This window comes from Photobacterium damselae, from assembly GCF_003026815.1.
Lineage (GTDB): Bacteria > Pseudomonadota > Gammaproteobacteria > Enterobacterales > Vibrionaceae > Photobacterium > Photobacterium damselae.
In genome coordinates this window covers 19797-33334 of the sequence record NZ_PYOG01000009.1, presented here as the reverse complement: position 1 = coordinate 33334, position 13538 = coordinate 19797, and the positions used below count along the sequence as shown (strand labels likewise).

General features: G+C 41.3%; 12 protein-coding genes and 2 tRNA genes. 3 read left to right on the top strand and 11 right to left on the bottom strand.

Annotated features, from left to right (window positions below; translation table 11 throughout):
• Nucleotides 1–27 precede the first annotated feature (27 nt).
• The 9 genes from nusA to rlmE all read right to left on the bottom strand — a co-directional run bounded on the left by nusA (nt 28) and on the right by rlmE (nt 7992).
• Nucleotides 28–1512 (bottom strand): transcription termination factor NusA, encoded by a 1485-nt coding sequence (gene nusA, locus CTN07_RS10370; protein WP_005301147.1) that lies wholly within the window; start codon nt 1510–1512, stop codon nt 28–30.
• Between the two features lie 22 nt (nt 1513–1534).
• Complete coding sequence (rimP, locus tag CTN07_RS10365; RefSeq protein WP_005301149.1) at nt 1535–1990, bottom strand: ribosome maturation factor RimP; 456 nt, start codon at nt 1988–1990, stop codon at nt 1535–1537.
• A 180-nt stretch (nt 1991–2170) separates the two neighbouring features.
• Nucleotides 2171–2247: transfer RNA gene (locus tag CTN07_RS10360), tRNA-Met, on the bottom strand.
• Between the two features lie 60 nt (nt 2248–2307).
• Nucleotides 2308–2392: transfer RNA gene (locus tag CTN07_RS10355), tRNA-Leu, on the bottom strand.
• A gap of 12 nt (nt 2393–2404) precedes the next feature.
• Nucleotides 2405–2749, bottom strand: a complete 345-nt coding sequence (secG, locus tag CTN07_RS10350; protein ID WP_036764396.1) for a preprotein translocase subunit SecG — start codon at nt 2747–2749, stop codon at nt 2405–2407.
• Between the two features lie 323 nt (nt 2750–3072).
• Entirely contained in the window at nt 3073–4410 is a 1338-nt protein-coding gene (glmM, locus tag CTN07_RS10345; protein ID WP_005301152.1) for a phosphoglucosamine mutase, read from the bottom strand.
• A gap of 48 nt (nt 4411–4458) precedes the next feature.
• Nucleotides 4459–5295, bottom strand: a complete 837-nt coding sequence (gene folP / locus CTN07_RS10340; RefSeq protein WP_005301155.1) for a dihydropteroate synthase — start codon at nt 5293–5295, stop codon at nt 4459–4461.
• A gap of 68 nt (nt 5296–5363) precedes the next feature.
• Entirely contained in the window at nt 5364–7313 is a 1950-nt protein-coding gene (ftsH, locus tag CTN07_RS10335) for an ATP-dependent zinc metalloprotease FtsH (protein ID WP_005301158.1), read from the bottom strand.
• A gap of 49 nt (nt 7314–7362) precedes the next feature.
• Nucleotides 7363–7992 carry a 23S rRNA (uridine(2552)-2'-O)-methyltransferase RlmE gene (gene rlmE, locus CTN07_RS10330; RefSeq protein ID WP_005301162.1) on the bottom strand — a complete coding sequence of 210 codons (630 nt, stop codon included), beginning with the start codon at nt 7990–7992 and terminating at the stop codon, nt 7363–7365.
• Between the two features lie 213 nt (nt 7993–8205).
• On the opposite strand from rlmE, the gene yhbY reads away from it, so the two are divergent.
• The gene (gene yhbY / locus CTN07_RS10325; RefSeq protein WP_005301165.1) at nt 8206–8502 is read left to right on the top strand and encodes a ribosome assembly RNA-binding protein YhbY; all 297 of its coding nucleotides are present in this window, start codon (nt 8206–8208) and stop codon (nt 8500–8502) included.
• Between the two features lie 132 nt (nt 8503–8634).
• Here the strand turns inward: yhbY and greA are convergent, their stop codons facing one another.
• Nucleotides 8635–9108 (bottom strand): transcription elongation factor GreA, encoded by a 474-nt coding sequence (greA, locus tag CTN07_RS10320; protein WP_005301167.1) that lies wholly within the window; start codon nt 9106–9108, stop codon nt 8635–8637.
• A gap of 640 nt (nt 9109–9748) precedes the next feature.
• Here greA and CTN07_RS10310 point away from each other — a divergent pair.
• Together CTN07_RS10310 and dacB are read left to right on the top strand one after the other, a co-directional pair.
• Nucleotides 9749–10765 (top strand): porin, encoded by a 1017-nt coding sequence (locus CTN07_RS10310; protein ID WP_005301170.1) that lies wholly within the window; start codon nt 9749–9751, stop codon nt 10763–10765.
• Nucleotides 10766–10904: 139 nt separating this feature from the next.
• Nucleotides 10905–12269: a serine-type D-Ala-D-Ala carboxypeptidase gene (gene dacB / locus CTN07_RS10305; RefSeq protein ID WP_232282464.1), complete on the top strand. Its 1365-nt coding sequence runs from the start codon at nt 10905–10907 to the stop codon at nt 12267–12269.
• 103 nt (nt 12270–12372) lie between these two features.
• Here dacB and CTN07_RS10300 read toward each other — a convergent pair whose 3' ends face one another.
• Nucleotides 12373–13212, bottom strand: a complete 840-nt coding sequence (locus tag CTN07_RS10300; RefSeq protein ID WP_005301175.1) for a magnesium transporter — start codon at nt 13210–13212, stop codon at nt 12373–12375.
• Nucleotides 13213–13538 lie beyond the last annotated feature (326 nt).

The following is a 13538-nucleotide window of genomic DNA, read 5'->3' as shown; positions in this document are numbered from 1 at the left end:
CGCTCCTCCTTGCTATTTTTTTGGTTCTTACGCTTCGTCGCCGAACCAGCAAATGTTACGTGCAGCCATGATTAGCTCACCCGCTTTTGCTTCGTCCACGCCTTCGATATCGATCAAATCATCAGTTCCCTGATCTGCTAGATCTTCTAGCGTAAGAATACCTTTAGCAGCTAGCTTGAACGCTAGCTCACGCTCTAAACCTTCAAGAGCAAGAAGATCTTCAGCAGGTTCTGCGTCCAATGATTCTTCTTTTGCAAGAGCAATCGTTGTCAAAGCTTCTTTAGCGCGGTTACGTAGTTCGTCGATGGTCTCTTCATTAAGACCTTCAACTTCTAGAAGTTCATTTACAGGAACGTAAGCGATTTCTTCTAGAGTTGTGAAACCTTCAGTTACTAATACTGATGCAAAATCTTCATCAATATCAAGGTATTTAGTAAATGTATCAATAGATTCTTGAGCTTCTTCTTGATGTTTCTTCTGAAGATCTTCTACTGTCATTACATTCAGTTCCCAGCCAGTTAGCTGAGAAGCTAGACGTACGTTTTGACCATTACGGCCAATTGCTTGTGCTAGGTTAGCTTTCTCTACTGCAATATCCATAGTATGAGAATCTTCATCAACGATGATAGAGCTAACTTCAGCTGGTGCCATTGCATTGATTACGTACTGAGCTGGGTTTTCGTCCCAAAGTACGATATCAATACGCTCACCACCAAGTTCACCAGAAACAGCTTGAACACGAGCACCACGCATACCAACACAAGCACCAACTGGGTCGATACGTTTGTCGTTAGTTTTAACAGCAATTTTAGCGCGTGAACCAGGATCGCGAGCTGCGCCCATTAGTTCAATTAGCTCTTCACCAATTTCTGGCACTTCAATGCGGAATAGTTCAGACAACATTGCAGGCTTAGAACGAGTCATGAATAGCTGGAAGCCACGAGCTTCAGGTGCTACTTTGTACAGAAGACCACGAACACGGTCACCTGGACGGAAGTTTTCGCGTGGTAGCTGATCGTCACGACCAATTACCGCTTCTGCATTGTTACCAAGGTCAACAATCACAGCATCACGGTTTACTTTCTTAACAACACCAGTGATTAAATCACCTTCGTTATCAACAAACTGAGCCACAATTTGTGCGCGCTCTGCTTCACGAACTTTTTGAACGATAACTTGCTTAGCGGTTTGAGTCGTAATACGGTCAAACGTTACTGATTGGATTTCATCTTCAACGAAATCGCCAAGTTCAACTGTTTCATCTTCAAACTGAGCAGCTTCTAGAGTGATCTCTAGTGTTGGTTGAGTCACTTCATCTACCGCTTTCCAGCGACGGAATGTTTCAAACTCACCAGTTTTACGATCGATAGTAACACGTACATCGATTTCTGCTTCGTATTTCTTCTTAGTTGCTGTTGCTAGTGCGATCTCTAAAGCTTCAAAGATACGCTCACGAGGAACAGCTTTTTCATTGGATACCGCTTCAACGACAGCCAAGATTTCTTTGTTCATTTCTAATGCCTCAAGTTAGCGTTTAGAATTTAGGAACTAGGTTAGCTTTTGAAATGTTGCTTAATGCAAAACATTCTTCATTGCCATCCACGTTTAGAGTGACTAGTTCACCATCAACAGCAACGATATCACCTTTCCATTTACGGCGATTACCCATCGCCATTTTTAGTACTAGGCTAACTTCGTGGCCAATAAATTGCTCATAGTGCGCTGCCTTAAATAGTGGCCTTTCCAATCCAGGGGAAGAGACTTCTAAGTTGTATGCCACAGTAATTGGATCTTCAACATCCATTACTGCACTCACTTGGCGGCTTACTTCTGCGCAATCTTCTACATTGATACCATTTTCTTTATCAATGAAGATTCGAAGTGTGGAGTGCTCTCCAGCACGAATGAACTCTAAACCAACCAGCTCATAGCCAAGTGCTGCTACTGATGGTTCAAGCATTTCAGTCAGTTGGGTTTCTAAAGCTGTCAAAACAACCCCCCGGAAACAAAAAAAGGGCACTAAAGCCCAGTTAACACCTGAATGGTCATATTTCAGATAATAAAAAACCCCGAATTACGGGGCTTAATATCACTGGACCCTGTTTATCACAACAGAAGTATAGCTTCTGTTATGACAAAAGCATGCTAGAGACTAACATGCTTTTAAAAGTGGTTGCGGGGGCCGGATTTGAACCAACGACCTTCGGGTTATGAGCCCGACGAGCTACCAAGCTGCTCCACCCCGCGTCCGTAATTCTAGTCGATTATACTGACTAGAGGTCACTTTCGCAAGTAACACTGAATCAATGGTGCCGAGAAGGGGACTTGAACCCCTACACCTTACGGCACTAGCACCTCATGCTAGCGTGTCTACCAATTTCACCATCTCGGCTAAATTCTTAACTTACTTAGTATTTTCACTGCTAGTTGTAGCAGGAGCACTTTCAGTTGTTTTTTCTTGCACTTGTTGCGTTGTTGCTGGAGCGCTTAAATTCTCCCAACTATTTTTCTCTTCAGTATGTTTTGAACTCATATTGCCAAGAACAAGACTGATAATAAAGAAAATCGTTGCGCACAGTGCAGTCATTCGAGTTAGAAAGTTTCCAGAGCCGCTAGAGCCAAACAGTGTACCTGATGCTCCAGCCCCGAATGAGGCTCCCATATCTGCGCCTTTACCTTGCTGAACCAAAACTAGGCCAATTACACCAAGCGCGGCGACAAGATAAATCACAAGTAGAATTTCGTACATATTTCCACCTATGGTTAAATTGTTATGCCAGCTTCGCAACAGCGGTACCAGCGCCTCCTCTCTTAAGGAGCGCAGAAGATACTAACCAATGCGAGCAAAACTGACAAGCAATATTTTATTAAAAAACCCTAATTACCATCCACTTGGACAAGTTTTAAGCAGAGCTTAATGCGTAATTTAAAGTTTAATCCCGTTTCTCATTTTTATACCTAACCCCCTTCTTAAAATAGAAGAAGACGCTTGGGTATACGATGCCAATCTATAGTAACAACAGAATGATAATCTAAAATGGCCGTGACACTCGATCACGGCCAAATATTAGTTTAGCAGTTATCTTTTACTGCTTGTGCAATATCTAGTGCGTACTGTGCCACAGCATCGCCATCTTCGCCTTCAACCATAACGCGAATCAAGGGTTCTGTACCAGATTTGCGAAGAAGGACACGTCCTGTTTCACCAAGCTTTTCTTCAACCGCTTTAGTTGCTGCGATAACGGCTTCAGATTCCAGTGGATTACCGTCTCCTTTAAAACGCACATTTTCCAGAACTTGAGGGAACATTTTCATGCCTTCACTCAGTTCTTTTAGCGTCATTTTGCTCGAAACCATTGCAGCCATAATTTGCAAGCCAGCAACAATACCATCACCGGTTGTCACTTTATCTAAAAGAATAACGTGACCTGAATTTTCCGCACCAATCAACCAATTGTGCTTAAGTAGCTCTTCCATTACATAGCGGTCACCTACTTTGGCTCGCACAAATGGAATTCCTAGGTTTTTCAGTGCTACCTCCATGCCCATATTGGTCATAAGAGTACCAACAACACCACCTTTTAGTTCACCACGACGTAGCGCATCACGAGCAATAATATATGCAATTTGGTCGCCATCAACTTTATTGCCAGCCTCATCGACCATGATCACACGATCACCGTCACCATCAAGAGCAATACCAAAGTCCGCTTTTTCTTCCAACACTTTAGCTTGAAGAGCAGCAATATCAGTAGCACCTACTTTATCATTGATATTTGTACCATTTGGCTCACAACCAATCGTAATGACATCAGCCCCTAACTCTCGGAATACATTTGGCGCAATATGATATGTCGCACCATGAGCACAATCCACAACAATCTTATAGCCAGACAAGTTATGTTGAGACGGGAAAGTACCTTTACAAAATTCGATATAACGGCCAGCTGCATCGTTAATACGGTACGCTTTACCCAATAGTGCCGATTCCACACAAGTAAGTGGCTTATCAAGTTCGGCTTCAATTGCTAATTCAACCTCATCAGGTAGCTTAGTACCTTCCGATGAGAAAAATTTAATACCGTTATCATAGTATGGGTTATGAGATGCTGAAATTACGATGCCCGCTTCAGCACGGAAGGTACGAGTAAGATATGCAATAGCAGGTGTTGGCATTGGGCCGGTAAATGCCGCTTGAAGACCTGCAGCAGCAAGACCTGCTTCAAGAGCAGATTCAAGCATATAGCCAGAAATACGAGTATCTTTACCAATTAGAACTTTTTTTGTTCCCTGTTGAGACAGAACGCGGCCAGCAGCCCAACCTAGCTTCAAAACAAATTCGGGGGTAATCGGACCTTCACCAACCAATCCGCGCACACCATCTGTACCAAAGTATTTACGTTCTTGCATGTTTCACTCCTAGAAATTTTATTATGTAATGCCTTGTTCTTCTTGGCATTAATTGCCTGAAGATACGGTTTCATGGCAAATTCTAACTGCTTCAACCGTCTCTTTTACGTCATGCACACGGATAATTTGCGCTCCTTTCATGGCTGCAATCGTGGCACAAGCAAGACTACCGGCAAGGCAATCTTCAGGTCTCTTATTTTCAAATAATTTATAGATCATCGATTTACGTGACATTCCAGCGAGAATTGGAAGCCCAAAACGATGAAACTTTTCTAAATTTTCCAACAACTGATAATTGTGTTTAATGGTTTTACCAAAGCCAAAACCAGGGTCGAGAATCAATTTTTGCTTAGATATTCCAACCACTTCACAAGCATTGATTCGCTCTAACAAAAACTGTTCTATATCAACCAACAAATCATCATATTGCGGCGCAGTCTGCATTGTACGTGGTTGTCCTTGCATATGCATCAAGCAAATTGGTACTTCGCTTTTAGCAGCAGCTTCTAATGCGCCAGGTTCCCGCAATGCGCGTATATCATTAATAAGATCAGCGCCCGCTTTTACCGCTTCTGTCATAACCTGAGCTTTGCTGGTATCAATTGAAATCCAACAATCAAATCGATTAGAAATCGCTTCAACAACAGGAATAACCCGAGCTAATTCTTCATCAATACTAACATCAGCAGCACCAGGCCTTGTTGACTCACCACCTATATCGATAAATGTTGCTCCAGCATCAATCATTTCTTCTGCATGAAATAGCGCGGTATCTAAATGATTAAAACGTCCACCATCGGAAAACGAATCCGGAGTAACATTTAAGATCCCCATTACATGTGGAGATGTTAGTTCTAGGATTTTACTTCGGCTTTGTAAGATCATTATCAAATCTCATATTTTGGTTATAAAAAAACCCCGACCTAAGCCGGGGTTTTATTTACAGCTACTAATTATGCTTGAGGCTTAGTATCAGTATCGCTTTCTGATGCGTCATTAACATCATCATTATTAACAGGAGCTTCAGGTGCAACTGTTGTTTCTTCTGATACTGATTCTTGCTTCATCGTATCACTTTCATCCGCCCAACCTTTTGGTGCACGAATTTCTGTTTTACGTTCCATCAAGTCATTAATTTGGTCGGCATCGATAGTCTCATATTTCATCAATGCATCTTTCATTGCATGCATGATATCCATATTGTCGACTAGAATCTGACGAGCTCGAGCATAATTACGATCAATCAGCTTACGAACTTCATTATCGATTAACTTCGCAGTGTCATCTGACATATGCTTACTCTTAGTCACAGAGCGACCTAAGAATACTTCGCCTTCATCTTCTGCATAAAGAAGAGGACCAAGTTTGTCAGAGAAGCCCCACTGAGTCACCATCTTACGCGCAATATCAGTTGCACGTTCGATATCGTTTGATGCACCAGTAGATACTTTTTCTACACCGTAGATAAGTTCTTCTGCAAGACGGCCACCGTAAAGACTTGAGATCATTGACTCTAAGTATTCACGAGAGTGACTCACACGGTCTTGCTCAGGTAAGTACATTGTCACACCTAAAGCACGACCACGTGGAATAATGGATACCTTGTACACAGGATCGTGATCCGGTACTAAGCGACCAATAATAGCGTGACCAGCCTCATGGTAAGCCGTAGACTCTTTTTGAGCTTCAGACATCACCATAGACTTACGCTCTGCGCCCATCATGATTTTGTCTTTAGCTAGCTCAAATTCAACCATTGATACAGTGCGCTTATTACCGCGTGCTGCAAATAGTGCCGCTTCGTTAACTAAGTTAGCTAAATCTGCACCAGAGAAGCCTGGAGTACCACGAGCAATTAGTGATGGATTAACATCATTATCTAGCGGTACTTTACGCATGTGAACTTTCAAAATTTGTTCACGGCCACGAACATCTGGTAGACCAACTACAACTTGACGGTCAAAACGACCTGGACGAAGAAGTGCTGGGTCAAGAACGTCTGGACGGTTTGTTGCAGCGATAACGATAATACCTTCGTTACCTTCAAAACCATCCATTTCAACTAGCATCTGGTTTAGTGTTTGTTCACGCTCATCGTGACCACCACCAACACCAGCACCACGCTGACGACCAACTGCATCGATTTCATCAATAAAGATGATACAAGGCGCTGCTTTTTTAGCTTGTTCAAACATATCACGAACACGGGACGCACCCACACCCACGAACATTTCAACAAAGTCAGAACCGGAGATTGTGAAAAATGGAACTTTAGCTTCACCCGCGATTGCTTTCGCTAATAGCGTTTTACCTGTACCAGGAGGACCAACCATAAGAACACCGGTTGGGATCTTACCACCTAGCTTTTGGAAGCGGCTTGGATCACGAAGGTAATCAACAAGCTCTTTCACATCTTCTTTTGCTTCATCACAACCAGCCACATCAGCAAAAGTTGTTTTGATTTGGTCTTCACTCATCATACGAGCTTTAGACTTACCGAACGACATGGCACCTTTGCCACCACCGCCCTGCATTTGGCGCATAAAGAAGATCCAAACACCAATCAACAACAGCATTGGGAACCACGAAATGAAGATAGAAGCAAGTAAGCTAGGCTCTTCAGGTGGGGTACCGTAAACTTTTACGTTTGCGTTGATTAGATCGTCAAGAAGTTTAGGGTCATTAACAACAGGCAGATAAGTTACATATCGCGCATTATCGCGTTTGTATACGGTGATCTCACGATCATTGAATCGTACTTCCTTTATCTGATCCTGACCGATTTCACGGACAAATGTCGTATAGTCGATTTGATGGCTAGTCTTATCACCTGGTCCAAAACTCTGGAATACAGACATTAGAACAACAGCGATAACCAACCATAAGATCAAGTTTTTTGCCATGTCACTCAAGGTGTTAACCTCGCGATAACTAAAAGATGAATGTAGAGTACTACAGTTTATATCCTGTAGCCACAATATAAACTTCACGTGAGCGATCACGTGATGAGTCTGGTTTACGAATTTTGACCACTTTAAACATGCTTCGAATGTCAGCTAAATATTGGTCAAAGCCTTCCCCTTGGAATACTTTTACCGCAAAGCTACCGTTCGGTGCAAGCACTTGTCGACACATATCTAATGCTAATTCAACAAGATACATAGCTCTTGGTTGGTCAGATGCAAGATTACCACTCATATTAGGTGCCATATCTGATAGTACGACATCCACCATATCTGGTTGAATACGTTCAAGCAGTGCATCTAATACCGCTTCTTCACGAAAATCCCCTTGTAAGAAGCTTACGCCTGGAAGAGGATCCATTGGCAGAATATCACATGCGATGACTTGTCCGTCATCACCTACAACTCCTGCCGCATATTGTGACCAACCACCAGGTGCAGCACCTAAGTCGACCACAGTCATGCCCGGTTTTAATAATTTATCTTTTTGTTGAATTTCTTCAATCTTAAAAAGTGCTCGTGATCGGTAACCTTTTTTTTGCGCCTCAAGAACGTATTTGTCATCAAAATGCTCTTTTAGCCAACGGCCCGAACTGCCCGAATGTTTTTTCTTACTCATGCCTTACCTAATAAGTCATCGTATCTGCTAAGTATACGTCTTACCTTGGGTTTATCGCATCAAAATCTGCAATAAGAAACCTGAAAATGTGCTATGCAACAAAAACAACCTGCAATTTTCTTATCAACAGGCACTAAACAAATTAGTCTTCTAGCTTAGATGGCGGTAGAATGTCCCATTTTCAACCCTAGTAACTAAAAAAATAGAGTCATCATGAATCTAAGCACCAAACAGAAGCAATATCTAAAAGGTCTTGCTCACAATCTAAAACCAGTTGTTCTTATGGGTGCAAACGGCCTAACTGAAGCCGTTTTAGCTGAAATTGAAATTGCCCTAGATCACCATGAACTGATCAAAGTTAAGGTTGCTTCAGAAGAGCGTGAGACCAAGCTACTGATCGTTGATGCAATCATTCGCGAAACTAAAGCAGAAAAAGTTCAAGTGATCGGTAAGACGCTAGTTCTGTATCGCCAAAGTGAAGATCGTAAAATCGAACTTCCACGCAAGTAATATGCGAACTGACAAACAGTTTATATCGTTAAAAAGGCCGCAATAGCGGCCTTTTTCTTGCCCATACCTATATCTAAGGTGAGAGCGAATCGAAATACAAACTTTTCTTAGTGATATAACACTAAGTGATGATTAAATGTACTGTACTTCAACAATCTCAAATTCTTTGGTACCACCTGGAGTTGCGATTTGTACTTCATCACCTTCCATTTTACCAATTAGACCGCGAGCAATTGGTGAATTTACTGAAATCAGATTTTGTTTAAAATCAGCTTCATCATCACCAACGATGCGGTAAGTGGTTTCTTCATCGGTATCAAGATTTAACAGCGTTACTGTTGTACCAAAGATAACTTTGCCACTGTTTGGCATCTTAGTCACATCAATAACTTGTGCAACAGATAGCTTGTATTCAATATCGCGGATCTGAGCTTCACAAATACCTTGCTCTTCACGTGCGGCATGATATTCAGCATTTTCTTTTAGGTCGCCCAATTCACGAGCTTCTGCAATGGCTTGAGAAATCAAAGGACGACGCTTCATTAGAACTTCTAGTTCTTGACGTAGCTTCTGCTCGCCACGTACCGTCATTGGAACCTTATCCATAAATATAAACCTCAACAACCTGTTAGCGCACGCCAAATTCAGGTAATAAAAAAGTTAGCCTGATCAAAGACCAAACTAACATCCAAGAGATATTCAAGCACACAGCTTGAATCTGAAATATAGCGCTATTCTAAACAAAGATCCGTCTCAGGTCATCAGACAAACGTAAATGTTGCAAAAATCTCTATCGCCCTTTCTTCTTAAAACGACACCTTATCGAAGCGGTTTCAATAAAATTCAACCCATAAAACCTCAGAGAGAGTCAAAAGATATCAACAAGTACAAAACGAAAACGAGACCAAGATATAATCTGATATTTTCATTCCGCTATAAAAAACACACTTCACAATGTGCGTTAACTCACAAAACGCTTCACAGAAAACTCAAAATTAAATCTAAAAACAAAGCCTTTTTTCTAAATATTCGTAAAAGATTTAAGTTTAACGGAACTATTCAAAAGACTCATAACATACTGTTATACATATAAATTAAAACAAAAAACAACAAAATTCACATACCACATGGGTATTTTTCAGTTTTTTTTACTAACACTTTGTGCCACGGACACGTAAAAAGTAGCACAGAACTTAGCGCCACCTCAGAGCGCAAGTTATAAAAAAATACCAAAAAGGATTCGGCAATGAACAAGAACATTCTTGCTTTAGCAGTAGCAGCAGCAGCATTTTCTGGCGCAGTATCAGCAGCACAAGTTTACTCTGACGACGCATCAACTCTTAATATCGGTGGTCGTATTGAAGCTCGTGGTAATGGCGTTGTAGGTCACGACAACTTTAACGATGATTCTCGTGTTCGTGTGAACATCGCAGGTCAAACCCAAATTAATGATGATCTATACGGCCTTGGTTTCTTTGAGCGTGAATTCAAATCAGACAAGAGCGATGACGAAAACCGTTACATCTACGCTGGTATCGGTAGCAAAACTTACGGTCAACTAGTTTACGGTAAAACAGACGGTTCTCTAGGTATGATCACTGACTTTACCGATATCATGGAATACTTCGGTAATGAAGCAGGTGGCAAAATCAATGCTGCTGACCGTCCAGAAGACAGCCTTGCATACTTAGGTCAATTTGGTGGTCTAACTGTACGTGCTAACTACGTATTTGATGCTGACGGTACTGATTTCTCTGCGCCAGTAGATAGCTCAGATAACTCTGGCTTCTCTGTAGGTTCTGTTTACAACTTAAACAACGGCCTAGCATTTGGTCTTGGCTATGGTGAGCAGAAACAACAAGAGAAAAACCTAACAGCTAAGCAAGGTTTCGCATCAGTATCTTACACATCTGGCGATTTCTACGTAGCAGGTCTATACCAAAACGCTCGTAATATCGGTTACCAATACGGTTACGATGATGCTAAACACTCTAATGAGTACCAAGGTTACGAACTTGCAACAGCTTATACTATCAACAAGCTAGTTCTACGTTCTACTTATAACTACATGGAAAACATGGACTCAAATGACAAGATGGCTAATGCTCTAGCATTTGATGGTTCATACTTCTTCACTCCAAATTTCCGTACTTACGCAGGTTACAAAGTTAACCTACTTGATAAGAACGATGTTAAGAAGATGGGTGAAGTTAAGCAAGCAGCTGATGACCAATTCGTTCTAGGTGCTCGTTACGATTTCTAATCTAATTAGTTAATCGAGACTAAAGGCGATCTTTTTAGGTCGCCTTTTTGCTATTTGTAATGAACACGATATGATTAAAACCACAATAAATTAATCATTATCTATTATTATGTTCAAACAACTGCTTTGCGTATCTCTCTTGGCAACTAGCCTACCTACTCTTGCCGCCTTTAATCCGCAAGCGGCAATCGCGAAATTACCTCAAGGACATGATTTAGCCCTACTCATTAAAGATCCAGCAACGGGTAAAATCATTTATCAACAACGAACTGATAATCTACAAGCCCCAGCCAGCACCCAAAAAACCATTACAGCCCTAGCGGCAAAATTGTATCTTGGTGATAATTTTCGTTTCTATACCGATGTGGAAACTAAAGGCAAAGATATTATTTTTAACTTTAGTGGTGATCCTACATTTTCTCGCACCGATCTCCGAGAACTATTAAGCCAAATAAAAGCCAAAGGCTATAAGAGCATTCAAGGTAATATTTATCTTAATGGCGGTCATTTCACTGGATATGAGCGCGGTATCGGCTGGCCGTGGGATATTTTAGGTTCTTGCTACAGCGCCCCATCGAGCAGTATTACTCTTGAGCACAACTGTGTACAAGGCGCACTCTATACCAATAAAGGAATTGGCAATAAAGCGCGGATAAATGTACCTAGCCACCAGCCTATTCAAGTGACAAGTACAGCAACTATTGTTACACCGAGCCAGAAAAAAGCACAATTTTGTCAGTTAGATTTAATTTCAAATCCTAATAATAGCTATCAAGTAAGTGGTTGTTCACTCGCTTATAAAGAACCAATGCCACTTAAATTTGCAGTCCAAAATACCACTAAATACACCATGGCAGTAATGCGCCAAGAATTAAAACGAGCAGGTATTAGCTTTAAAGGACAAATTTATCGAAATGACACGATTAAAGGTCAACGTATTGCCCGTAATAGTTCAAAACCTATGAGCGAGCTGCTAGATATTATGCTAAAACGCTCTGATAACTTATTTGCTGACAATATCGCTAAGACCATTGGCGCTAAATATTATCAACAGCCAGGCAGTTACAATAATGGTGTAGCTGCAATCAAAGAAATTCTAAAAACCAAAGCCAATATTGATTTAAGTGACACGATCATGGTTGATGGTTCGGGTTTATCTCGTAATAACCGCCTAAGTGCAAATGACTTAATGCAAGTGATCACTTACATCTATAAGCACAAGAATCTTAAATTATTCGACGATTTCCCTGTTGCAGGCGAAAGCGGTACTTTGCGTTATCGTAAAAGTATGAGAGCAGGTGAACTGAAAGGAAAAGTGATTGCAAAAAGTGGTTCCCTCTTTGCGACTTATAACCTTGCTGGAATGATAAAAACAAAAAGTGGTAAGCCATTACTGTTTATTCAATTGGTTACAGATTATCATCCAATCAATAAAACCAAAGGTCTACCACCTATCAGTCAGTTTGAACAGAAGCTATACCAGTCACTTTATCAACAATACTAAGTACTAATAGCAATAACTGTAACCAACTGACGCCATAATAAAAAAACGGCTAAGAACCTCTCTTAGCCGTTTTTTAATATCTAATTCTAACCTAACCCGATAGTTAGCCGCCTAGCCCCAGCATCTTATTGACTGTAGTGAAGTAGATAATCATACCTGAAATATCCACCATAGAAGCCAATACAGGGCTAACAAGTACTGCAGGGTCTAAGTTACAAGCGCGAGCAATAATCGGTAATACCCCACCGACACTGGTAGAAAGTGTTACTTGAATTGCCAATGCCACACCGATTGCACCTGCGACATCAAATAAAGTTAATCCAGCAGGAAGTACTTGATGACCGCTAAAGAACATCACACGAGCAACAATAACTAACGCCAATGCAACGGCAATACGAAACTCTTTCCACAAGACAGCAACCCAGTCCCGGCATTTTATCTCATCCATGGCAAGAGCACGGACAACCAGTGTCGCAGCTTGAGAGCCGGTATTACCACCAGCGGCTGCAATCACAGGCATGTAAATAGCCAGTAATACCAATTGACTCAATGTATCTTCGTAGTGTGAGATAATTAAGCCCGATACAATACCTAAAAGGGCAAGACCGACAATCCAGCCAATACGCTCTCTAACATGGCTAAAGACACTGTTTTGCAAATAGTTACCAGTAGGCTCTGCTTCAGAACAGATCAAACCTAAACCATTGGCAAGTTGACGCATGCGTAGCTCTTCATTCATCTCATCCAGACGATCTAATAAAAGCTGTACATGTCGTAACGGACACTCATGTAACATAGCAAGTGCCTCAGAAATTGGCATTTTCACCAATAACTCGGCCTGCTCTTGTAGTGAATATTTTAAAAATGCATTTCGTACTGCAACTGCATCTTTATGATCTAACTGTTGTGCTGCTGAAAATGCTGCATAGTTCATTACCGCCATGGCAAATCTCCCGATTAGCTGTTTCCTATGCGCGAACATAGGTACGAGGGTAACGACCACCAAATAAAGCAATTACGTCATCATATCCATTGATATAGGCTTATCATTCACCTTGATACAAATACAGCGAATGAGCCATTCAATGACGTTATTGTTTTAACGAATGTGATAGGAAAAATCGAAGGAATATGTCACTAAACCTAACTATTAAGGTTTAGAAAAGAAAGAGAATACTGGAAGACATAATTCCAAGCCTGTGATTGGCTCGGAAATGGAGATACACCGATACCAAAAACTAAAGCTGATTTTCCACCTTCATACTCGGG